This is a genomic window from Sorangium sp. So ce362 (genome assembly GCF_051519845.1).
GTDB lineage: Bacteria > Myxococcota_A > Polyangia > Polyangiales > Polyangiaceae > Sorangium.
This window is the reverse complement of record NZ_CP150332.1, coordinates 8,866,141-8,888,839: the sequence shown is the minus strand read 5'-3', so window position 1 is coordinate 8,888,839 and position 22,699 is coordinate 8,866,141. Positions and strand designations below refer to the sequence as shown.

At 70.3% G+C, this 22,699-nt stretch carries 20 protein-coding genes; 4 read left to right on the top strand and 16 right to left on the bottom strand.

Annotated features, from left to right (window positions below; all coding sequences use genetic code 11):
* Positions 1 to 26 precede the first annotated feature (26 nt).
* The 8 genes from WMF17_RS34115 to WMF17_RS34080 form a co-directional block, all read right to left on the bottom strand.
* Positions 27 to 671 (bottom strand): hypothetical protein, encoded by a 645-nt coding sequence (locus tag WMF17_RS34115; protein ID WP_437645204.1) that lies wholly within the window; start codon positions 669 to 671, stop codon positions 27 to 29.
* Positions 672 to 906: 235 nt separating this feature from the next.
* Positions 907 to 1,386 (bottom strand): hemerythrin domain-containing protein, encoded by a 480-nt coding sequence (locus tag WMF17_RS34110; protein WP_437597453.1) that lies wholly within the window; start codon positions 1,384 to 1,386, stop codon positions 907 to 909.
* Between the two features lie 348 nt (positions 1,387 to 1,734).
* The gene (locus tag WMF17_RS34105; RefSeq protein ID WP_437645202.1) at positions 1,735 to 2,430 is read right to left on the bottom strand and encodes a pirin family protein; all 696 of its coding nucleotides are present in this window, start codon (positions 2,428 to 2,430) and stop codon (positions 1,735 to 1,737) included.
* Between the two features lie 115 nt (positions 2,431 to 2,545).
* Positions 2,546 to 3,505, bottom strand: coding sequence for a GNAT family N-acetyltransferase (locus WMF17_RS34100; protein WP_437645200.1), 960 nt, complete (start codon positions 3,503 to 3,505; stop codon positions 2,546 to 2,548).
* 49 nt (positions 3,506 to 3,554) lie between these two features.
* Positions 3,555 to 4,730: a hypothetical protein gene (locus WMF17_RS34095; protein WP_437597450.1), complete on the bottom strand. Its 1,176-nt coding sequence runs from the start codon at positions 4,728 to 4,730 to the stop codon at positions 3,555 to 3,557.
* Positions 4,727 to 4,957 (bottom strand): acyl carrier protein, encoded by a 231-nt coding sequence (locus WMF17_RS34090; protein ID WP_437597449.1) that lies wholly within the window; start codon positions 4,955 to 4,957, stop codon positions 4,727 to 4,729. Before WMF17_RS34090 ends, WMF17_RS34095 begins: the two co-directional genes overlap by 4 nt.
* Positions 4,958 to 4,971: 14 nt before the next feature.
* Positions 4,972 to 5,772 carry an acyltransferase gene (locus tag WMF17_RS34085; protein ID WP_437645198.1) on the bottom strand — a complete coding sequence of 267 codons (801 nt, stop codon included), beginning with the start codon at positions 5,770 to 5,772 and terminating at the stop codon, positions 4,972 to 4,974.
* 303 nt (positions 5,773 to 6,075) lie between these two features.
* Positions 6,076 to 7,161, bottom strand: coding sequence for a lysylphosphatidylglycerol synthase transmembrane domain-containing protein (locus WMF17_RS34080; RefSeq protein ID WP_437597446.1), 1,086 nt, complete (start codon positions 7,159 to 7,161; stop codon positions 6,076 to 6,078).
* A gap of 159 nt (positions 7,162 to 7,320) precedes the next feature.
* Here WMF17_RS34080 and gor point away from each other — a divergent pair, with 159 nt between their 5' ends.
* Both gor and WMF17_RS34070 read left to right on the top strand, forming a co-directional pair.
* A complete protein-coding gene (gene gor / locus WMF17_RS34075; RefSeq protein ID WP_437597445.1) occupies positions 7,321 to 8,739 on the top strand; it encodes a glutathione-disulfide reductase in 1,419 nt (472 codons plus the stop codon).
* A 183-nt stretch (positions 8,740 to 8,922) separates the two neighbouring features.
* Positions 8,923 to 9,513 (top strand): DUF420 domain-containing protein, encoded by a 591-nt coding sequence (locus WMF17_RS34070; protein WP_437575085.1) that lies wholly within the window; start codon positions 8,923 to 8,925, stop codon positions 9,511 to 9,513.
* Between the two features lie 31 nt (positions 9,514 to 9,544).
* On the opposite strand, the gene WMF17_RS34065 is transcribed toward WMF17_RS34070, so the two are convergent.
* From WMF17_RS34065 to WMF17_RS34030, 8 genes are all read right to left on the bottom strand, one after another.
* The gene (locus WMF17_RS34065) at positions 9,545 to 10,195 is read right to left on the bottom strand and encodes a protein-methionine-sulfoxide reductase heme-binding subunit MsrQ (protein ID WP_437645196.1); all 651 of its coding nucleotides are present in this window, start codon (positions 10,193 to 10,195) and stop codon (positions 9,545 to 9,547) included.
* A gap of 2 nt (positions 10,196 to 10,197) precedes the next feature.
* Positions 10,198 to 11,250, bottom strand: coding sequence for a protein-methionine-sulfoxide reductase catalytic subunit MsrP (msrP, locus tag WMF17_RS34060; RefSeq protein ID WP_437645194.1), 1,053 nt, complete (start codon positions 11,248 to 11,250; stop codon positions 10,198 to 10,200).
* A gap of 48 nt (positions 11,251 to 11,298) precedes the next feature.
* Entirely contained in the window at positions 11,299 to 12,081 is a 783-nt protein-coding gene (locus tag WMF17_RS34055; protein ID WP_437597439.1) for a DUF5995 family protein, read from the bottom strand.
* Positions 12,082 to 13,257: 1,176 nt separating this feature from the next.
* Positions 13,258 to 14,031 (bottom strand): succinate dehydrogenase/fumarate reductase iron-sulfur subunit, encoded by a 774-nt coding sequence (locus WMF17_RS34050; protein ID WP_437645192.1) that lies wholly within the window; start codon positions 14,029 to 14,031, stop codon positions 13,258 to 13,260.
* A complete protein-coding gene (locus WMF17_RS34045; protein ID WP_437645190.1) occupies positions 14,031 to 15,944 on the bottom strand; it encodes a fumarate reductase/succinate dehydrogenase flavoprotein subunit in 1,914 nt (637 codons plus the stop codon). The genes WMF17_RS34050 and WMF17_RS34045 overlap by 1 nt, the downstream gene beginning before the upstream one ends.
* A 19-nt stretch (positions 15,945 to 15,963) precedes the next feature.
* Entirely contained in the window at positions 15,964 to 16,659 is a 696-nt protein-coding gene (locus tag WMF17_RS34040; protein ID WP_437645188.1) for a succinate dehydrogenase cytochrome b subunit, read from the bottom strand.
* Between the two features lie 146 nt (positions 16,660 to 16,805).
* Positions 16,806 to 17,663, bottom strand: a complete 858-nt coding sequence (locus WMF17_RS34035) for a response regulator (RefSeq protein WP_437645187.1) — start codon at positions 17,661 to 17,663, stop codon at positions 16,806 to 16,808.
* Positions 17,664 to 18,099: 436 nt separating this feature from the next.
* On the bottom strand, positions 18,100 to 18,474 hold the full coding sequence (locus tag WMF17_RS34030; RefSeq protein ID WP_437597433.1) for a hypothetical protein: 375 nt from the start codon (positions 18,472 to 18,474) through the stop codon (positions 18,100 to 18,102).
* Positions 18,475 to 18,731: 257 nt separating this feature from the next.
* On the opposite strand from WMF17_RS34030, the gene WMF17_RS34025 reads away from it, so the two are divergent.
* Entirely contained in the window at positions 18,732 to 20,054 is a 1,323-nt protein-coding gene (locus WMF17_RS34025) for a class I SAM-dependent methyltransferase (RefSeq protein WP_437645185.1), read from the top strand.
* 87 nt (positions 20,055 to 20,141) lie between these two features.
* On the top strand, positions 20,142 to 21,263 hold the full coding sequence (locus tag WMF17_RS34020) for an aminopeptidase (protein ID WP_437597430.1): 1,122 nt from the start codon (positions 20,142 to 20,144) through the stop codon (positions 21,261 to 21,263).
* Positions 21,264 to 22,699: the final 1,436 nt, after the last annotated feature.

Genomic DNA, 22,699 nt, shown 5'->3' with positions numbered 1-22,699 from the left:
CGGAGACGAGCCTGGGCGGCGCGGTGCTACCCCGTCCTGGCGCCTCGGATCACCATCGACGCGAGCAGGTCCATCGTCCTCGCGAGGTCTTCCCGGACCGCTCCGTCGGGGAGCGCCGCGAGCCGCGTCGCGACGCGCTCCAGGAACTGCTGCCTTGCCCGCTCGAAGCCCGGCGCCAGCTGGTCGTGCAGCGCGCAGGTCACAAGCTCCTGATCGAGCTGCCGCCAGAAGAACTTGCCGTCGACGGTCGTGGCGCAGAGCCTGCCGGTGAAGCCGACCACCGTTCGCGCGCCCGCGTCGAGGAGCTGGTCGAACAGCGGGCCGCTCGCCGTCTCGCCACAGCAGAAATACAGAACGCGGCCCCGCGCCCAGAGCTCGATCTCCTGCGCCGGGCTCTCATGCGATATCAGGAGGCCATCGGGCGACTCGTCGTCCACAACGCAGCTCGTCCTGCCGTGGGACGACACAACGATCCCACGGAAGGGATTGCCCCCGCCCTCGGCCCGCGCGATCTGGCGGAGGATCCTCCGTCGCTCCGCGCTCGCGCGCCCGAAGGGCACGATGGAGAACTGCTCTCCCATGCGCCCGTAGAGCTGCGTGCGGCCAGACGCGAACCAGGCGCTTTCCGGATCGAAGGACGTGTCAATCGAGAGTACAGGTCGAGCAGTCATCCTACCTCCTTCGAAGATCACCCGTCCGCGCCGTCCAGCGCTCGCCCGCACCGACGAGCGCCAGCGCCGCTCGCGCGCGCTGCGCTGAGCCGCCGGCGCCTGGCATCAGGCCCTCTCCACCGGCTTCTTCGCAGCATGCACCGCACCCGCTGCCATCTCGAACCCCCCGCCGCACGACCCGCGGCAGGGTACAATAACAACCGTACGGGAATCCCTTCTACAAAAATCGTGTGGCTCAGGCGAGGGGCGCCGCCTCGTCGGTCTGGTCCAGGACGAGCTTGCGGGGCTCCCCCTGCCGCAGCTCGCTCATCCTCGTCTGCATCGTCTGCCCCAGCTCCTCGCGCGCGCCGTCGTCGAGGAGCTTCTTGACCTTGGGAAACAGGTGCTCTTCCTCCTCCTTGTGGTGATGCTCGAGCTGCTCGGCCAGCACGTGGAGCTTGGGCCCGAACTTCTCGTCCGTCGTGTCGAGCGCCACGAGATCGGCCAGCACGCGCTTGAGAGACAGGTGCTCCTCCAGCGACTCGAGGAGGATATCCTCGGTGCGATGGGCCCGGACGGCGGGGTAGAAGTGCTGTTCCTCGATCGTGATGTGCGTGGCGAGGAGGTCGGCGGCCGCGGAGAACTGCTCAGAGGAGACGGACGAGGCCTCCTTCAGGCCGGAGAACTGCTGTTCGAGCTCGCGGTGGTGGCGTTCGAGGAGAACGATGGCGTCCATAGGGGCTTCTATGTAGCGGGCGCCGCCCCGCGAGCAAGCTGGGCGGGGGCGCACGGGAGCCGCGCCGGGCGGCGCTCATCCAGGCGCTGCGCGCGGCGGAGCGGGTGTAAGGTCCTGGCATGTGCGGGAGCCCGGATGAGCTCGACATGGTGCGTCGGATGACCGCGAGGCGCGAGGACCGATGAGGCGATCGGCGGGCTGGGCCTCCGCCTACGAGGTGCCTGTCTGACACAGGGAGATCCTTACTCGGATTGCAGCTCTCTCCTGGCACGCCGAGGGCCGTGGCCGCGATCTCCGCCAGGCGAGCCCCGGTGAGATCTCGCGGGCCGAGGTGGCGCGCCCGGCCCTTCAGGCGAGGTCGAACAGCAGCACTTCGCCCGCGTCCTTCCCGACCAGGTGGAGCGCCCCGCCCGCGCCGATCGCGGCCGCGTCGCCGGCCTCGAGCAGCGTCCCGTTCAGCTCGACGCTCCCGCGCGCCACGTGGACCCAGGCGTTCCGCCCGGCCGCGAGCTCGTACCGCGCCTCTTCCCCCTGTCCGAAGGTGCCGGCGAACAGGCTCACGTCCTGGTGGACCGTCACCGATCCATCGCGTCCGTCCTGCGAGGCGACGAGCCGCAGCTTGCCCCGGCGCTCCTCGTCCGAGAACGCCTTCTGCTCGTAGCCCGGCGGATACCCGCGCCGGTCCGGCAGGATCCAGATCTGCAGCAGGTGGGTCACGCCCGTCTTCGAGGCGTTCATCTCGCTGTGATACACGCCCGTGCCCGCCGACATGCGCTGGACCTCGCCAGGGCGGATGATCGACCCGTTCCCCATGCTGTCCTGGTGCGAGAGCTCCCCCTCGAGAACATAGGTGAGGATCTCCATGTTCTGGTGCGGGTGCGTCCCGAACCCCCGCGCCGGCGCGACGCGATCGTCGTTGATCACCCGCAGCGCACGGAAGCCCATGTGGTCCGGGTCCTGGTAGTCGGCGAACGAGAACGTGTGGAACGACTGCAGCCACCCGTGATCGGCATAGCCGCGCTCGCCGGAACGGCGGAGTTGCATCGAAGAAGTGGTGGTTTCCATGCCCATCAGCATGCGTCCGCCGATCCATCTTGTGAATCGGCATTCCACTCATGGATCCCATCTGGATCGCAGATGAGTCCCCCGCGCCGGTGCGTCAGACGACCTCGAGGTTGGTCACCTCGGCGTCCAGCCACGGCCCGTCCCCCGGGTGCACGACGAAGGCGTCGAAGGTCGCCCCGGTCGCGCGCGCGCCGGCCGGCCTGAGCTGGTCCTGGGGGACGATCGCCAGGTTCGGCGCGCTCACCACCGGCGCGGCGGCCTGCCCGGAGAAGGCCTCGGAGGCCGCGCGCAGCACGGCCGCGAGCCGGTCGGCGGTCGGCTCGGGCAGGAAGAGCGCGTCGAGCGTCGCCACCCGGTCGATCCCCCGGGCGGTCGCGATCTCGGACAGGAACACCGCCGCGGCGCCGACCGACCGGCCGGCCTCCTCGACGAGCAGCAGCCTGCGCGGCCGCGGATCGCGCAGGCTGTGCTCGAGCTGCGCCGCGTCGGGCGCCGACCAGAGCACGCGCTCGTCGCCGCACGCCGCGATCGCCGCGAGCACGTCGCCCACGGCCCCCGCCGGCCTGGCCACGGCCCGCGTCGGCGCGGCGCTCGCCCGGGGGACGAAGCCGTGGTTCTGGCACGTGGCCAGCCGCTTCAGCTTGAGCTCGGCCGCCTCGACCGCCTTGAAGAGCACGCGCTGGGCGGGCGCGGATCGCGCCTCAACGAACACGACGATCGGCAAGCCGGACGCGCGGAGGCCGGCCAGGAGCTCGCTGTACAGCCGGCTCGCCAGCCCCTGCCCCTGGAACTTCGGGCGCACGCTCACGAACGAGAGGACGTACCCCGCCGACACGGCGCCGCCGAAGCGGAAGCGGCGCGGCGCGACGCCGATGAAGCCGGCCGGCTCGCCGCCCTCGCGCGCGAGCACGGCCCGCGGCGCCGGGCCGGGGAAGCCGAGCTGCCACCGCAGGTAGTCGGCCGTGTAGTGGAGCGCCGGCGGCGGCCACGCCTCGCGCAGGACCAGGCTGGCCTCCTCCGCCGCGACCATCGGGTCGACGTGCTCGAGCTGCATGACAGCGAGCCTCGCAGAGTCACCCGGGAAACGGAACCCGAGCTCCGCGCTACAGGCCGCTCATCTCCGGGGCGCGCCGCACGACGTCGGGCCAGCCGGCCGGGTCGTTGCCGTGCTGGGCGAGGAACGCGTAGACCCAACGCTCCAGGCCGAACGCGATGCACACGCTGTGCATCGGGCCCGCGCCCTCGACGTCGCAGCTGAACGCGCGGCCGAAGAAGTCTGTGTGGTAGTTCAGCGACCCGGCCGCCACCCGCTCGTCCTCCGGGAGCATCAGCGAGATCTCGTACTTCGTCTCGCTGCTGATCTGGAAGTAGGTCTTGGCGGCCGCGTCCGGGGCGATGAAGAACGGATCGCTCGCCGTCCGGATCTCGCCCGCGAGCCTGTGCTCGTCGAGGTAGCGCGCCACGAGCTCGTTCCCTTGCTCGCGCAGCCCGAGGACGTTCTCGCGCGACCCGAGGAAGACGATCTCGCGCATCGTGAACTCCCAGAGCCGCCGGAGGTCGACCATCTTGCTCGACTCGTAGCGGAAGCAGCGGCCCACGAGGGCGTAGCGCGCGCCGCCCGCCGGCAGCACGCGGCCCCGGTTCGCCGCGTACACGTGGTAACAGACCGCCGGCGAGAGGCACACCTCCGGGGGCGCCATGTCGCTCAGCGCGCGCTCGTCGAGCGTCTCCCGGTCCTGGTGCCGCGCCCGGAAATCCTCGATGCGCGGCATGTCCTCCGGCAGGTGGCACGTGAACGTGACGATGTGGGGAAACGAGCGAAAATAATCGCATTTCGCCAGCGTCGCGGCCGGGATCAACGTCGGCACGAGGATCGGGCTCGGCGAGAACGGCGCGCCGAGCGCCTCCAGCGTGCGATCGAAGTAGCGGTAGAGCCGCAGCGGGATGCCCTCGAGGGCGACCTGGCCCTGGCCCATCTGCGTGATCCCGGCGGGGAGCGCGCCGCCGCGGAACTCCACCCGGTCGCACGCCGGGCTGCGGTACACGAGCTTCCGCGTGAGCGAGCGCAGGCTGCGCTGCATGGTGCGCGCGAGCCCCTCGGCCGCGCGCGCCAGATCGGCCGCGCGCTGCTCGGGGGCCTCGAACTCCAGCGCGGCGCCCCCGCGGACGAAGCGGATGCTCGAGATCTCCTTCGAGAGGAAGGCGACCTGCTTCGGGATCTCCTCCTGCGCCATCTCGGTCGCGGGCGTCGCGAGCTCGACGGTGACGGTCTTCCTCACGAGGCACGCTCCTCGATGAGGTCGCTCAGCGCGCGCGGCGTGCGGGCGACGCTGAACCTGTCATCGGGGAGCGTCACGTTGAACGTGTCCTCCAGCTCGGTGAGCAGCTGGAGCGCGCGAATCGAGGAGAACCCCGCGTCGTAGATGTCGTCATCGGGCTTGATCGCAGCCGGCAGGCTGCCGACCGTGACGATGACATCGATCACCTTCTCCATCTCGATCGCCATGACGGACTCCAGGGTTAAGATGCGCCGTCGGAGAGCGAGCGCCTCCCCGCGTCGTCGGCGCCGTTGCTCTTCGCACCGGCGCGGCGCGCCCCGGGCTCGGCCGGCGGCGCCGGCTCGGTCCGGAGTGATGCCACCCGTCGGGCCGGATTGCCAGCGACGACGGTATACGGAGGGACATCGGCCATCACGATGGAGCCCGCCGACACAACGCTGCCCTCGCCGATCGTGACCCCCGGGAAGATCATCGACCGGGCGCCGAGCCAGACGTTGTCCTCGATGACGACAGGCCGCACCTCGTCGTCCGCCGGAGGCAGGCCGCGCTTCCGGGCCTCCGGGTCGCTGGGGTGGCCGCTCGAGTCGAGGATGTAGACGCTCCCGGCGATCCGGCAGTGCTTGCCGATGGAGACCGACTTGCCGACGATGATCCTGCAGTCGTGACCGATGCCGGTGTTGTCGCCGATCCGCAAGGTCGGGCGGTCGGAGAACCGCGCGGCGAAGACGATGTTGATCTTGCCGTCGAGCACCACATCGTCGCCAAGGACGATGTCGCCCCGCCCCTGGATGTAGTGAATGAAGTTCCCCGTCCGGACGCCCTTGCCGTACCGGGCGCAGTGCGACTTGAAGTGCGGCTCGCAGACGAGCACACGAGCACCGAAGTAGTACGCCTCGCGCGCCGCCTCGAACGCCATGCGCGCCGGGACCACGATCGGCCGCGGCGCGGGCAGGGTGAAGCCGCGGGCCTGCCGGCGCACGTGGCGCACGGCGCGGGCGACGCTGTGATCGGAGGAGGCAAGGAAACGATAGAGGTTCTTCATGAAGGGTCGCTCTGCGCAGCCTGGCCGGAGCAGCGATGTCCAGCGGGGGCGCCCGGCAAGAAGGACGAGAGGTTCGGCAAGGGGGACCTGAGACTATACCTCGAAGCTGGCCCCGTCGATCGTTCTCTCAGCCGCTCTATTGGTGCTTCCCCACGGTCTAGTCACCATCGGCTCACCATCGGAGTACCATCGGAGTACCATCGGATTGCAATTGAACTACAATCGGATCGCAAAGCGCGCGCCGGTCACGGGTACTAGCAAATACCGTGACAACACCGGGGCGACAGGCCGCGTGACGCCGCGTCAGGCCGGTTCTCGTTGCGCGCCTGTGGGGGCGGCGCCCGCTCGGGCGGCGGCGGTGGGGACCTTCGCCTCCATATGGGGCAAAACGCCCCGGAGCAGGATCAGGCCGAGCGCGGCCTCGACGAGGGTGAGCGCCACCGCCCATGTCGTCGTGGTGGCGGCGATGGCGGCAAGGCGCTCTTCGCGCGTGACGCCGGCCGCGAAGCCCTCGAGGAGCGCGGCGGCGAGCACGTCGCGCGTGCCGAAGCCCTGCGGGGTGAGGGGGAGCGTCACCACCACCATCAGGATGGGGATGTACGTCAAGGCGGCCCCGAGGGGGATGCGCACGCCGAAGAACCAGAAGGGGAGCCAGGTGCCGGCGAACAGGACGAGGAGGTGCGGCATGCGCGCAGCGAGGGCGATAAGGTGGCCGCGCACGCCCGCCTCGAAGAGCGGGGCGAGGAGCTTCGTGCGGGCGAGCCGGGCGGGGCGCAGCGCGAGGAGCGCGAGGTAGAGCACGCCCGCGCCGAGGAGCAGGGCGGACCCGGCGAGCGGCCCGCCGTTCGCGGGGACGGCGACCGCGCCGAGGAGGAGGAGGCAGCCGAGCCACGACGCATAGACGACGAGCGTCGCGCCGGCGGCGCGCGCGAGCGGCACGGCGTGCGTACGCGCGAGGAAGAGCGTGATGAACGCCTGGCCCACGTGGTGGTTGAGCAGCGACGGAAGGTAGGAGGCGCCGCGGAGCACGAAGAAGTCGCGGAAGGCGACGGGGGCGATCAGGCGGCGGTAGACGAGGACGGTCGCGAACGTGTCGGCGCCGAGCAGCGCGAGGATGAAGAGGGCGGCGAAGGCGCCGAAGAGCGGGGCGTCGACGCGCGCGAGGGCGGCGCGGAAGGCGTCGAAGTCGAGGCGGCCGAGGACGAACGCGACGAGCGCGACCGCCAGCGCGAAGGGCAGGGCGCGGCGCGCGCGCCCCCAGCGGCCGGGCGCGCGCCGCTCGGGCAGGTCGCCGTCGCACGGCGGCAGGTCGCCGTCGCGCGGCGGCAGGTCGCCGTCGCGCGGCGGCGGGGCGTCGGCGAAGGTTCCAGTGTGGGTCGAGGAGCGCAACGGCGGGACCGTAGCAGAATCCCCGCCGGGGTGGCCCAGAGGAGCCGCGCCCGGAAGCACGCCGCCCCCGGCCTCGAGGCCACACGCCACCCCCTCTGTCCCCGGGGGGCGCGAACGCTGCGCGGCGACGGCGCCCCGCATGGGGCATAGTCGTTCGCCATGTCCAAGTACGATTACGATCTCTTCGTCATCGGCGCCGGCTCCGGCGGCGTGCGCGCAGCTCGCATGTCCGCTTCCTACGGCGCCCGGGTCGCCATCGCCGAGTCGCATCACCTCGGCGGCACCTGCGTCAACCTGGGGTGCATCCCGAAGAAGCTCCTCGTCTACGCCTCGCACTACACCGAGGACTTCGAGGACGCCGCCGGCTACGGCTGGTCGGTGCCCGGCCACGGCGGGGACGGGCAGGCCGGCCCGGCGTTCGACTGGTCGACGTTCCTCCGCAACAAGAACAAGGAGATCGAGCGCCTGAACGGCGTCTACGAGCGGCTGCTGAAGAACTCGGGCGCCGACATCCGCCGGGGCCAGGCCAGGGTCGTGGACCCGCACGCCGTCGAGATCGACGGCGCCAGGATCACCGCCGAGCGGATCCTCGTCGCGACAGGTAGCTACCCCTGGATCCCCGACGTGCCCGGACGCGAGCTCGCGATCACCTCCGACGACGCGTTCCACTTCAAGACCATGCCGCGGCGGGCGGTCATCGTCGGGGGCGGCTACATCGCGGTCGAGCTCGCCGGGATCCTGCACGGGCTCGGGGCCAAGGTGTCGCTGATCCACCGCGGCATGCACCTGCTGCGCGGCTTCGACGACGACATCCGGGCGTTCCTCGCCGCCGAGATCCAGAAGAAGGGCCTGGATCTCCGCCTGGGCGCGAGCGTCGAGAACATCGAGCGGCGCGGCGACGCGCTGTGCGCGACGCTCGCCGACGGCACCGAGCTCGAGGCCGACTGCGTGCTGTACGCGACAGGGCGCCTGCCGAAGACGAAGGGGCTCGGCCTCGAGGAGGTCGGGGTGGCGCTCGACGAGGACGGCGCGGTCGTGGTCGACGACGCATTCCAGACGGCGGTCCCGTCCATCTACGCGATCGGCGACGTGATCTCGCGCGTGCAGCTCACGCCGGTCGCCATCGCCGAGGCGATGGCGCTGGCGAAGCGGCTCTTCCGCGGCGAGAGCGCGCGCGTGGACTACGCCGGCATCCCGACCGCCGTGTTCAGCCAGCCGAACGTCGGCACCGTCGGCCTGAGCGAGGCGCAGGCGCGCGAGCACCACGACGTCGCCGTCTACCTCTCGATCTTCCGCCCGCTCAAGCACACCCTCTCCGGGCGCGAGGAGAAGACGATGATGAAGCTGGTCGTCGATCGCGGGACCGACCGGGTGCTCGGCATCCACATGGTCGGGCCCGACGCCGGCGAGATCATCCAGGGGTTCGCCGTCGCGCTGAAGTGCGGCGCGACAAAGGCGCAGTTCGACGCGACGATCGGCATCCACCCGACGGCGGCCGAGGAGTTCGTGACCATGCGCGAGCCGCTGCGCAACGCAGATCGCAGCCCGCCGATGGGGATCGCGCCGAGCTCCGCGTAGCCCGCGGGCGCGCGCTCGCCGGGCTGCTGGCTCCGCCCGGCGCTCGCGCGATCCCGCCCGTCCGCTTGCGACGGCATCGGTCGGCTGCAGCCGGCGTCCGTCCGCTTCCGGCGGCCTTCGTTCGTCGCCGTCCGCTCGCTCCGGCTCGCCCGCTCGCGTTCGCCCTCGGCGCGCTCCTCTGGTATGGACCGCGCGATGTCGACACACGCCTCGACCCCCTTGAAGCCGGTCGGCCTGCTCGCCCGCACAAGCGATCGATCGTTCTACGTCTTCAATGCCGTGCTCTCCGCGGCCGCGCTGGCGTTCCTCGCCTACATCCTCATCATCCGGCGCGGCGCGGGCGGCGCGGATCTCCGCTTCATGCCCCCGCTGAACGCCGCGCTGAACGCGACGGCCGCCACGCTGCTCGTCGCGGGCTGGATCGCGATCAAGCGCCGCGCGATCGTCGTGCACAAGTACCTGATGGTCTCGGCGTTCGTCGCCTCGTCGCTGTTCCTCGTCGGCTACCTCGCCTACCACTTCGTCCACGGGGACACGAAGTACCAGGGCACCGGGCCGCTGCGCGCCGTCTACTTCGCCGTCCTCATCTCGCACATCGTGCTCTCGGCCGGCATCGTGCCGCTCGCGCTGACGTCGTTCTACTTCGCCTACAAGGCGAACTTCGCGAAGCACGCCAGGGTCGCGCGGGTGACGCTGCCCCTCTGGCTCTACGTGTCGGTGACGGGCGTGCTCATCTATTTCATGCTGCGCGGGAGCCCGCCGGCGGTGCCGTGAGCTCCGCGCCGCGCGGGAGCCCGCCAGGGGCTCAGCGCGAGGCCGCGCGCCTGCGCAGGGCGGCGCTCGCGATGCGCACGGCGAAGAGCAGGGCGAGCAGCGCCGCGTAGATCATCGGCTCCGTCGTGTCCTTCTTCACGCGGAGGAAGAAGTGCACGACCCCGAGGACGGCGGCGATATACGCGAGGCGGTGCAGGCGCTTCCAGCGCGCGGCGCCGAGGCGCTTCAGCATGCGCGCGGTCGACGTCGCCGCGAGCGGGGCGAGCAGCAGGAGCGCGACGAAGCCGGCGAGGATGAACGGGCGCTCGGTGATGTCCTCGATGACGACGCGGGCGTCGAGCCCCTGATCGACGACCGCATAGGTCAGGAAGTGCGCGCACGCGTAGAAGAAGGCGAGCAGCCCGAGCGCCTTGCGGATGCGCAGCGGAAACGTCCAGCCCGAGACGAGCTTGAGCGGCGTCGCCGCCAGGGAGGCGACGAGCAGCACGAGCGCGAGGAGGCCGAGCTGGTTCAGCGCCTCGGCGACGGCGTTCGGGCCGAGCGCCCCGGCCCCGGCGCGCAGGCCGAGCACGGCCAGCGGGATCAGCCCGCCGGTGACGACCGCCGGCACGAGCCAGGGCAGCTTCCGGCCAGCCGGCGAGAGGGCGCCCGCCGGCGACATCGGCCTCGCGGGGGAGCCCATCGTCAGAAGCTCTCCCGCAGGTCCATGCCGGCGTAAAGACCGGCGACCTCCTCCGCGTAGCCGTTGAACGGCAGCGTGGGGCGGCGGCGCAGCTCACCGAGCCTCCGCTCGGTGGCCTGGCTCCAGCGCGGGTGATCGACCGCGGGGTTCACGTTGGCATAGAACCCATACTCGTCCGGCGTGGCCTGGCTCCACGTCGTCCGCGGCTGACGCTCCGTGAGCTGGAGGCGGACGATCGATTTGCCCCCCTTGAACCCGTATTTCCACGGGACGACCAGGCGAATCGGCGCTCCGTTCTGGCCGAGCAACGATTTGCCGTAGAGGCCCACGGCCAGCATCGTGAGCGGGTGCATCGCCTCGTCGATCCGGAGCCCCTCGACGTAAGGCCAGTCGAGGACGTCGCTCCGCTGGCCGGGCAGCTGCTCCGGATCGAGCAGCGTGGTGAACTGGACGTACCGGGCGCGGGAGGTCGGCTCGAGGCGCCTGAGCAGCGGGGCGAGCGGGAACCCGAGCCAGGGGATCACCATCGACCACGCCTCGACGCAGCGCATGCGATAGACGCGCTCCTCCAGGGGAAACCACCTGAGCAGGGTGTCGAGGTCGATGACCTCGGGCTTCTTGATCTCTCCCTCGCACGCGACGGCCCAGGGGCGCAGCCGGAGCCGGCCGGCGTTCCTGGCCGGCTCCGACTTGCTCAGGCCGAGCTCGTAGAAATTGTTGTACGAGACGATGGCCTCGTAGTCGGTCCGCGCCTCGTCGGTCACGAACGGGGTCCTCGCGCTCGCCGCGCTCGCCGCGCTCGTCCCGAGGAGCGGCGGCGCGGCGTCCGGAGGCGGGGGCGCGCTGGCGAGCGGCGCGGCCTCGCCGCCGGGGGCGCCGGGCCCGCCGGCGTCCGCCACGCCGGCCTCGCCGCCCGTGAGCCAGACGAGGCCGCCGCCCAGGGTCGACGCGGTGCCGGCGAAGAGCGCGGCGTTCTTCAGGAGCTCGCGCCGCCGCAGGTAGAGCGCTGGAGGGGTGATCTCGCTGGCGGGCGGCTCCTTGGGCAGCTTGCTCATGCCCCATTCTACGATCGGACGGGGCTCCGGTTGCGGGCCGGCCCGCGATCACGCGGCCCTTGACAGGAGGCGGAGCGCGACGCCGGGCGCGTGGTGGAGCGAGGGCAGCGCGAGCATCCGCCCGATGCGCGCGGAGCGCTGCTCCACGCCGCGGGCGATCGCCGCCCGCTCGCCCCGGCCGTGCGCCGCGAGCAGGGCCAGCACGTCGGCCCAGACGCGCTCGCGCCAGCGCGAGAGCATCTCCATCGACACCCAGATCGCGAGCTCCGGGGCGGTGTCGCGGAAGATCGCGCTCAGGGGGCAGCCGTGCCGGGTGGCGAGGCGCTCGAGCGCCTCGATGACCGCGCGGCGGAGGAGCGTATTGACCTCATCGTGATCGTGCTTGAGCCGCGCGAGCATCCTCGGATCGCCGCCGTGCCCGAACTCGACGATCGTCGCGTGGATCCCGAAGACCAGGTCGTAGTTGATGTGGGCGCTGAAGCCGAGCAGGGCGCTCTGCACGGGAGGCGTGTACCGCGATGACGTGCTCGCGTACGCGATGTGCCAGGCGCCGCAGTCCTGCGCCGCGCCCCGCTCGTACCAGCGGAACGTCTCGAGGTACCGCTCGCAGAACCGGCCGGCGAGGCGGGAGATCCACGCCGGCTCGAGGAACATGCCATCGCGCCGCTCCACCTGCGCCGCGACAGCGCGCGTGACGATACCGTAGACGTCGGTGAACGCCGCCCGCCGATCGCCCGCGGCGATGAGGCGATCCGTCACGGTGTCGAGAACAACGGCAGCATCGTGGACGCTCGTTGGATGCAGATTAAGGCCGTCGATGCAGCTGCTCATGAAGTCCCCTCCTACTTCTTCGCTCGTCAAAGAGACCTGATCTGATGTTCGAACCTCCGCATCCGACCGCCTCGCTCGCGCCGGCCGCATCGCCGGCGCGCAGCACGAACGGCGCAGCAGAGACGCCGACCGGCGGTCCGCCCGGATCCGGTCGCGCTGATCTGCGCCCCGATGCGCATAGTTCCCAAGTCGAAAGCGGATCTGGAGACCCGCCGGGAGAAAGGTCGCCGCGGATGTTGCCCTTGCTTCTCCTACTGCCGGCCCTCCCCATGACCGGCCCCCCGCAGAAGAGCGATGCTCGACGCGATCTAGATGCGCTCGCGGCGGGATGCCCCCCCTCGCTGCGGCGCTCTAAGTTGAACCTAGTCTACGACATCGTGTGGGGTGACCACAATTGTCTTATGAGCCCTGATCCCGTTCGGGACAGCTTCGAAGTTATTCTAACTATCGAGCTCGAACAAGCGGCGGTTGACCCTGACACGTTTCTTTGTTGTGCGGGAGCGCGCCACGGCATCTTCCGGGTTGCGCTGCTACTGAATCGAGGGTTCGTCGATCTCGGAAACCCCCCACTCGCCTAGGCGCACGTCGCGAGGAGATGTTCTCGAAACATGCCGAGTGTTTATCCGATGTTGGCTGTACGGATCGAGCTGAAGAGGTGAAGAACGTTTAGGAAGTCCCTGAGCCGCCGCTCAGGAAACTCCTGGTTCGTTTTCCACAGGGGAGGTGCAGTCTTTGCGTTTCCCGTGAAAAATGGTGCGGAAATACCGGGGGAGGTCGCCGTTATGTCACGGCGGTAGGGGGCGGTGTGGCCGCGCCGGCGTACACGGCGAAGCCAGGGCTCGCCTGTCATGCCGCGGGGCGGTGCTCGGGTGATCCTCGCGCCGAAATCCTGCAGCCTGCGCCTCTCAGGCACCGGGGGCCGGCCGTACGGCGGCGATGACCCGGAGGGCTGGGCGTCACCGCCGGGAGGAGGGGGCGCCCCCGGCGTTCGGCGCGCGGCGGGCGGCGGGGCGTGCTGCGGCGGCGGCGAGGGCGCGGCCCCGCCTGTGCGGGCGGGGATGGCCGCGACGGAGAGCGCCGCCGTTCACGGCGCGCGCGGGGAGGGTCTTCGCTGTCGAGGAGGAGAAGGAGAGCGCCGGCCTTCGGTCCAGGCCGGCGGCGCGGCGCGGCCGCGCCTCAGCCGGCGCCGGCCTTTGTCTGCACGTCGCGGTGGCCCAGCGTCGCGCGCAGGTAATCCCGGTTCATCTTCGCGATCGCGTCGAGGGAGATCTCCTTCGGGCAGACCGCCTCGCACTCGCCGATGTTCGTGCAGTGGCCGAAGTTCTCGACGCGCATCTGGCCCACCATGTTGAGGCTCCGCTGATCACGCTCCGGCTGGCCCTGCGGGAGGATGTTCAGGTGCGTGAGCTTCGCCGCGGTGAAGAGCGAGGCCGACGCGTTCGGACACGCCGCGACACAGGCGCCGCAGCCGATGCACGCCGCCGCGTCCATGGAGCGCTCGGCGATCGGCTTCGGCACGGGGATGGCGTTCGCGTCCGGCGCGCTGCCGGTCGGCACCGAGACGTAGCCGCCCGCCGCGATGATGCGGTCGAACGCGCTGCGGTCCACCGCGAGGTCGCTCACGACGGGGAAGGCCTGGGCCCGCCACGGCTCGAGCCACAGCACATCGCCGTCCTTATAGTGACGCATGTGCAGCTGACACACGGTCGTCCCACGGAGGGGGCCGTGCGCCTGGCCGTTGATCATGAAGCCGCACATGCCGCAGATGCCCTCGCGACAGTCGTGATCGAACGCGATCGGCTCCTCACCCTTGAGGATGAGCCGTTGATTGAGCACATCGAGCATCTCGAGGAAGGACATGTGCTCGCTGACGTCAGGCACATCGTACGTGACGAACCGGCCCGCTTCGTACTTGCCCTTCTGCCGCCAGACATGGAGGGTGAGGCGCATTATTTGTAACTCCGCTGCGTTAGGTGAACCTCATTGAACTGGAGCGGCTCCTTGCAGAGCTCCTGCGCCTGATCTTCGCCTCGCCATCCCCAGGCGGCGACATAGCTGAAGTCCTCGTCGTCGCGCTTCGCCTCGCCCTCGGGGGTCTGGTGCTCCTCGCGGAAGTGCCCGCCGCACGACTCCTCCCGGTGGAGGGCGTCGCGACACATGAGCTCCGCCAGCTCGAAGAAGTCGGCGACGCGCGCCGCCTTCTCGAGCTCCTGGTTCAGGCCGGTGCTCGTGCCCGAGACGCGGACGTCGCGGTGGAACTGCTCCCGGAGCTCCGGGATCCGCGCGAGCGCGCCCTTCAGCCCGGCCGCGTTGCGCGCCATCCCGCAGTGCTCCCACATGATCTTGCCGAGCTCGCGGTGGAACGAGTCGGCCGTGCGCGAGCCGTTCGTCGCGAGCAGCTTGTTCAGCCGGGCGCCCGCGTCGCGCTCGGCGTCCCTCACGGCGGGGTGGAGGTCGTCGACCCGCTCGAGCTTCGTCGACGCGAGGTAGTCGCCGATGGTGTAGGGGATGACGAAGTAGCCGTCGGCCAGGCCCTGCATCAGCGCGCTCGCCCCGAGGCGGTTCGCGCCGTGGTCGGAGAAGTTCGCCTCGCCGAGCACGTACATGCCGGGGATCGTGCTCATGAGGTTGTAGTCGACCCAGAGCCCGCCCATCGTGTAGTGGATGGCCGGGTAGATGCGCATGGGGACGGCGTACGGGTCGTCGCCGGTGATGCGCTCGTACATGTCGAAGAGGTTGCCGTAGCGCTCGGCGATGGCCGGCTTGCCGAGGCGCCGGATGGCGTCCGAGAAGTCGAGGTACACGCCGAGCCGCGTCGGCCCCACGCCGCGGCCCTCGTCGCACACCGCCTTCGCCGCGCGCGACGCGACGTCGCGCGGCACGAGGTTGCCGAAGCTCGGATAGCGGCGCTCGAGGTAGTAGTCGCGCTCGCCTTCGGGGATGAGCTCCGGCGCGCGGGTGTCGCCCGGGTTCGTGGGCACCCAGATGCGGCCGTCGTTCCGGAGCGACTCGCTCATGAGCGTCAGCTTCGACTGGTACTCGCCCGAGACGGGGATGCACGTCGGGTGGATCTGGGTGAAGCAGGGGTTGGCGAAGAGCGCGCCCCGCTTGTGCGCCCGCCAGATGGCGGTGGCGTTCGACCCCTTCGCGTTCGTCGAGAGGAAGAACACGTTCCCGTAGCCGCCCGAGGCGAGGACGACCGCGTCGCCGAGGTGCGTCTCGAGGGCCCCCGTGATCAGGTTGCGGGTGACGAGGCCGCGCGCCTTGCCGTCGACCACGATGAGGTCGAGCATCTCGGTGCGCGGATACATCTTCACCTTGCCGAGGCCGATCTGCCGCTCGAGCGCCTGGTAGGCGCCGAGGAGGAGCTGCTGCCCCGTCTGCCCGCGCGCGTAGAACGTCCGCGATACCTGCGCGCCGCCGAAGGAGCGGTTCGCGAGCACGCCGCCGTACTCGCGCGCGAACGGCACGCCCTGCGCGGCGCACTGGTCGATGATGTTCACGCTGAGCTGCGCGAGCCGGTACACGTTGGCCTCGCGCGCGCGGTAGTCGCCGCCCTTCACGGTGTCGTAGAAGAGGCGGTAGATGCTGTCGCCGTCGTTCTGGTAGTTCTTCGCGGCGTTGATGCCGCCCTGCGCGGCGATGCTGTGGGCGCGGCGCGGAGAGTCCTGGAAGCAGAAGCTCTTCACGTTGTAGCCGAGCTCGGCCAGCGTCGCGCTCGCCGCGCCGCCGGCGAGGCCGGTGCCGACGACGAGGATCGTGTACTTCCGCTTGTTCGCCGGGTTGACGAGCTTCAGGTTGAAGCGGTGCTGGTCCCACATCTTTTCGATGGGACCTTCGGGGATCTTCGCATTGAGCTGCATGGTGACGGACGCTCCGGGCTCAGCGGACGAGGCCGAACAGGACGGCCAGCGGGATGGATGAGAAGCCGACGGCGAGCAGGATCGACGACGCGGCCGCGAACTTCTTGAGCGCCGGCGTGTAGCGCGGGTGGCTGAGGCCCATCGACTGGAACATGCTCCACGCGCCGTGGTAGAGGTGCAGCGCGAGCAGGCCCATCGACACCATGTAGGCAATCGCCACGGGGGCCGAGCTGAAGCCCTTCACGACGTTGTCGTAGGCGTCGAGCGGCACGAAGTCGGGGTGCAGGGTGCCCGTCGTCAGGTGGAGCAGGTGATAGACGATGAAGGCGGCGAGGACGCCGCCGCTCAGCAGCATCGTGCGCGCGGCGAGGTTCGGGTGCCGCTGCCCCTTCACCTGGTAGCGGACCGGCCGGGCAGCGCGGCTGTGCAGCGCGAGCGATACGCCCGTGTAGACGTGGACGATGAGGGCGGCGAGGAGGACCAGCCGCGTCCCCCAGAGCAGCGAGGGGGTCCCGTGGAGGAAGGCTGCATAGTCGTTGAACTTCTGCCGGCCGAGGAAGACCTGCAGGTTGCCGGCCATGTGGCCGATCACGAAGCCGAAGAAGACGACGCCGCTCAGCGCCATCGCGAACTTCTTGCCGACGAGATCCCGGTAGAAGAGCGCGACGCGCTGGGCCCTGGTGGGGAGAGTCGATGGGGCAGCAGTGGGGCTCATCGCTCCCCTCCTTTAGTGGGCCGCGAACGCGTTAGCCAGAGGGAATCTCGAACCCGCTCCGCAGAATTTGCGGGCTTCGGCCGCAGATCTCGGCCGAGCGAAGCGCGCTGCCCGCGCTGTCGCGGCGCGGGGGGCAAGCGTCAGCGTCAGGCGGCGCGGGGGCCCGCGCGCCGTACCTTGTGCCCGTAAAACGCGAGCGCGAGCGCGATCGCGAAGATGCCGATGGCCTGCTCTTCCTGGCTGGTGAACGCCGGCAGGTGCTCGTCGCGGAGCACCACGAGGCCGCCGAACGAGCTCTCGCCCAGGCGGAGCGGCGCCACGATGGCGGCGCCGAAGCGATCGCCCTCCGCGGTGCAGAGCAGGTCGGGCGCGTCGTCCGCGGACAGGCGGACGGGGGCGAGCGCGCCCTCGATCTGGCCGGCGAGCCGCGCGATGAACGCTGCAGGCACCTCGGCGCCGGACGCCGCCTGGTAGAGCGCGGCCCCGTGATCGAGCGCGAGGGAGAGCGCGGCGCCGGTCGTATAGACCACCTTCGCCGCGAGATCCACGGCCCGCTCGGGGAAGTCGTCGCGCGAGAGGGAGGCGACCAGGGCGGCGCTCGCCTGGTGGACGGCCGCCACGGCGTCGAGGTGGGTGCGCAGCATCGCCGCCCCGAGCAGCCGCTTCATGTCCTCGATGTCGTACGGCTTCTCGAGGATGTCGTACGCGCCGCTCTTCATGCACTCCACGGCGGCCTGCGCGCTCGAGAACGGGGCGCCGACGATGATCTCGAGGTCCGGGCTGATCGCCTTGAGCGCGGCGATGGTCCCGGCGCCCTCCATGCCGGGCGCCCTCACGTCGGCGACCGCGAGGTCGAACCGGCGCGCCTTGACGAGCTCGAGCGCGGCGAGCCCGCTCTCGGCGCACGTGACGTCGAAGCCGCCGTCGCTGAGCTCGACCGCAAGCCTGTCGAGGATCCTCTTCTCGGCGTCTACCACCAGCACATGGGGTCGGGCCTGGCTCACTGATGCCTCCTCTGGTCTACAGGGGGTGCGCCGCGCCGCCTCGCCGTCCGGCGCCGCGGTGATCGCGCGACGACCGCGGCGGTCGCGGCGAATGTCGATCCACCCGGCGGAGCCCCCTCCGCATCTCTACCAGCTGTCCAAAGTTCGCCTACAGTCCAATAGAACCGGTATTCCAGCGAAACGGAAGTCGAAGCGGCGTTGACGCGGTCCTCGTTTGACAGGACGCGGCGCCGCGCGCCCGGCGCGGATGTGCTCCGGTATGCCGACTCCAGCGGACCGTGTGAGCGCTCCTCGCAGGGCGAGAGCGCGGGGGGCGCGCGTCGGAAGGCCTGTTTCGCGGAGGCGCCGTTGTGGGGTCGCGCGCCGCACGGCGGAGAGGATGTGGTCGATGTTCTGCGGGTCGCCGCCGGCGACGTCGGTGCTGTGGCTCGTTGTGTCAACGAGCTCCCGGTCGTGTTGGGCAGGGGAGGGCGTCGCTGCCGCTCTCCACGAGGAGGAGCTCGAGCGCGACGCGGTCCGTGAGCTCGTCGCGCGCGATGCGGTCCGTGAGCTCGTCGCGCGCGACGAGGTCGCGGCCGATGTCCTCGCGGATCGCTGCGTGCGCGCAGCCGCCCGACGGGCCGTCGATCCGGATCGTGAACGCGCGCGCCGAGAACCCGCGATCGCGGCGGCGGATGCCCGCGGAGCAGACGATCGGACCGGGGAGCGGGCCGGCGACGTCGACGGGTCGCGACCCGAAGAAGGTAAGGAGAAACTGGAATCCTCTGCCCGATTTTCGCCCTTTGCCAGAAACATGAAACCTCCCCGACACGAATCTGTTGTCGGGAGTCCCCCGAACACCGCTGTGATGCGGATCGCGCCCGGCAATGCTTTCCTCCTGTCCCCGACAACTGCGCGTGTCCGGGTTGTCCGCCGGCCGTTGTGGGCGTTACGTGACTCGTTGCGATGGTGTCGACGAAGATGACATGTCGCTTGACGGGAAAGCGCAGCTCGGTTCAGCTCGTCGGGCGGCCGGGGGGTCGCGGAGGGGGTCCGATGTTCATCGTCAGGAAGGGCGAAGTTCCGCTGTTGTCCCGTTGGGTGAAGGAGGCGGTCTCGCGCCTGCTGGAGCGCCATGACGGGACCCCGTTCGAGCTGCGCCTGTGGGGCGGCGAGCGGCTGCGCTTCGGCGCGGGCGCGCCGGCGTTCGCCGTGACGTTCAGGACGCGCCGGGCGCTCTGCGAGGCGGCGCTCCGGGGCACCCTGGGTCTCGGTGAGGCGTATATCCGGCGCGAGGTCACGTTCGACGGAGATCTCGAGGACTCGCTCGCCGGCCTGTTCCAGCTCGCGCGGCCTCTGCGGTCCGCCGAGGCGCGCCTGCCGTGCCTCGCGCCCGCGCTGCCGTCGTGCGAGGGCGGCCTCTCGGGCGTGCTCGACGCGCTCCGGCTCGGGCTGCTCTCCGGCTCGGCGAAGCGCGAGAGGCTCGCCGTCGAGCGCCACTATGGGCTCGGCAACGACTTCTATCCTCTTTACCTCGACAGGCGCCTCCAGACCTCGTGCGGCTACTTCCGGTCTCCGGGCGAGGCGCTCGACGACGCGCAGGCGCACAAGATCTCCCTCGTCGCGCGGAAGCTCGCGCTCCGGCGTGGGCACCGGCTCCTCGACCTCGGGTGCGGGTGGGGCCACCTCATGTTCCACGCCGCGGAGACCTACGGCGTGCAATGCCTCGGGATCACCCTCTGCGAGAACCAGGCGAGGTACATCCGCGAGCAGGCGGCGGCGCGGCGGCTCCCGGTCGAGGTCCGCGTGATGAGCTGCGAGGAGCTCGAGGGCGAGCCGCGGTGGGATCGGCTCGTCTCCCAGGGCTCGATGTGCCACGCCGGCGCGCGCCGGATCGGCGTGTTCTACGACAAGGTGAAGGCGCTGCTCGCCGAGGGCGGCGTCTGCCTGCTCGAGAGCGTCACCCGGGAGCAGGAGTCGCCGCGGACTGACCCCTTCGTGCAAAAGCACATCTTCCCTGGGTACTGGCCTCCATCGATCCATGGGATGGCGGCGCGCGCCGCCGCGCGCGGCCTCGACGTGCTCGACGCGGAGAACCTCCGGCGCCACTCCGCGCTCACGGCGCGCTGCTGGCGCCGCAACTTCCTGGACAACCGGGAGAAGATCGAGCGGGTCACCGGCTTTGACGCCGTCTTCCTGAGGACATGGGAGTTCTACCTGGCCTGCGCCGCCGCCGCGTTCCGCAGCGGGTACCTGGGCGCCGTGCAGATGGTGCTGTCGAACGGGGCCCCGCGCGATTACCCGCTCGCGCGTGAGCCCCTGTACGCCGTGGAGGAGCCCTCGCCGCGGGAGCGCGCGCCGAGCGTCCCGGCCGTGCAGTTCAGCTCGTGGGGGGCGGCCGCGCCGTCCTGATCTGCGGGGCGGCGCTGTCCCGCCGGCACGCGCGCCCTCCGCGCGGAAGATCTTGTGAAGCCCGCGCGGCCAGCTATCAGCTAGAGTATGAGCGAACGGCTACCGGCCAGCGCCCGTCCCGGCGCCGTGCCCCCGTGGTCTGCGTCGCGCCCTCGCCGCCTGGCGCGCGCGGGCAAGGCGGCCTCCGTGCTCTTCGCGGTCGCGCTCTGCTCCCTGCTCTCCTCGTGTACCCAGATCCGCTACATCGCGCAGGCGGGCCTCGGTCAGCTCTCGATGGCGTGGAGCGCCGAGTCGCTCGAGGACGCCGTCGGCGACGCCCGCAGGCCGTGGCGGACGCGCGCGCTGCTGCGCGAGGTCCCGCATATCAAGCGCTTCGGAGAGCGTCATGGGCTCACCCCGACCGGCAATTACAGGACGTATGTCGAGCTCGATCGCCCGGCCGCGGTCTGGGTGGTGAGCGCGTGCGAGCCGCTCCGGTTCCGCTCCAAGACGTGGAGCTTCCCCATCGTCGGCAACGTTCCCTATGTGGGCTGGTTCGATCTCAAGGAGGCCAAGGCCTTCGCCGCGCCGCTCAAGGCGGACGGCTGGGACGTCGACGTGCGCCCGGCGGGCGCGTACTCGACGCTCGGCTGGCTGGAGGATCCGGTCCTGTCCACGATGATCTCGAGCGGGGACGAGGCGCTCGGCGAGCTCGCCAACGTGGTGCTGCACGAGTCGCTGCACGCGACGCTGTACGTGAAGGGCCAGACGAGGCTGAACGAGAGCCTCGCGAGCTTCGTCGGGGACGAGCTCGCCAAGGTCTACCTGGATGAGCGGCTGGGCCCCTTCTCCGCGGAGAAGACGGCCTACATGAGGGAGCAGGAGCGGAGTGAGGCGCGGGCGCGCGCGCTGCACGACGCGTACGTCCACCTCAACCGGCTGTACGCGTCCCCGGCGTCGGACGCCGAGAAGCGGGCCGAGAAGAAGGCGGTGCTGGCCCGGCTCAAGGAGGACATCGGGGCGCGCCGCCCGCTCAACAACGCCTCGCTCGTGCAGTTCCGCGTCTACAACTCGGGGACCCCGGAGCTCCAGGCGCTGCTCTCGACCTGCGGCGGCAGCTGGCCAAGGTTCCTGGGCGCGCTGAGGAAGCTCGAGGGCCACAGGTTCTCTGCGCCCCAGGAGAACATCGGCCGGGTGGTCGAGCCGCTGATCCGGGCCGGGTGCAGGTAGCTCCGTGCCCACGTAGGCTCGTGTGCCGCGCTGCGCGCTCTCTGGAGCCGCGCGCCGCGTGCCGCGGTGCGCTGCGCGCGCGTGCCGTGCTGCGCGCCGCGTACCGTGCTGCGCGCTGGAACCAGCATGCAGCGTCAAAATACGCTGCGGTGCGTCGCGCGGCGCGTGCCGCATCATTGCAATCGTTCGCTCTCATGGCGCGATGCAGGGTGGCCGGCCCTCGATGGGTGGACGTTTTCATGTCCAGGTAAGAATTCAGTTCTGGATCTGAACCCATCCGTGGATCGGACCAGTCCCTGCGGAAATGTATGACGTTCATCGCACCCCCGGGCGGCGCGGCCCGCTGCTGGATGCGGGTTTCTGCGGGTTTTTTGGCCCTCGGGGCCCGCTCGTGCGGGGGGATCGAGGTTGGCCCGCCGGTTGCTCAATGGCTCCCCAGATGTCGCTCCCGTTCGCCGCTCGGTTTCATGGGGATTCGAAGGGAGCGGCCCCGCTGGCACATCGTTCGCAGTGCGAGCCCCAGTCGTTGGGGGGCGCCGAGCGAGGGGATCGACGGCAGCCCATGCCGAGCGATCGTGACCCCGCCGCCACCATGGATGCCATGGACCTTGCTGTCGGCTCCTTGATTGACTTGTCGCCGGGCGCCGGCGGAGAGAGCTTCGGTTTGCGTGACGATACCCGCCTTGCGAGGCGATTAAGGAGGGATGAGCGAGGCACGCGCGACGCGCGTTGCCGAACGAGATGGCTTATCGTGATCGGCTTGTCGACCTTGGTCTGAGCTTCTCTTACCTCTTGCAGCTCTCGAGTTCGACTCTGCTTCGCGCTTCGCTTCAGCTTGCCCTCTGCTTCGCTTGAGCTTGCCCCTACGATTCCAGTCTGCGCTTCATCCTTTGCTTTCGCTTCTTCTTTTGCTTTGACTCACTTCTTGAATCGTACTACTCTTCGCCTCCGCTTCGACTTCTTCTTTGCTCGCCCTTTCTTTCTTCATTGCGCTTTTTTATCGTTTCCCTTGCTTTCCTGACTTGTCTCTTGTGACCGCGGGTCTTTCAGGTTTCTCCGGTGGATCCCCATTCCGCCGGCGCTCCTGAGCGGCTCCGGTGGGGCCGCGGCAGCGGACCTCAGGCCGGCGGGCTCTCCCGACCGGCCTTTCTTTTTTTGCGCGATTGCCGCGATCGCGCACCGGTCGGGCGAGCGGTTGATCGTGGAGCTCGAGCCGCAAGGCGCGCCGGGCGACGTGTCGTTCTCGAGCGTGTACCGGGTGATTCACGCGGCGATCGAGCGGATCCAGTCGGCGGCGGGGCTCTTCGACGCGTGCGAGGCGACGGCCCAGGAGAGCAAGCGCCTCACCGGCTACGACCGGGTGATGATCTACAGGTTCGATAGCGCCTGGAACGGCGAGGTCATCGCCGAGGCCAGGGAGCCGGACATCGAGCCTT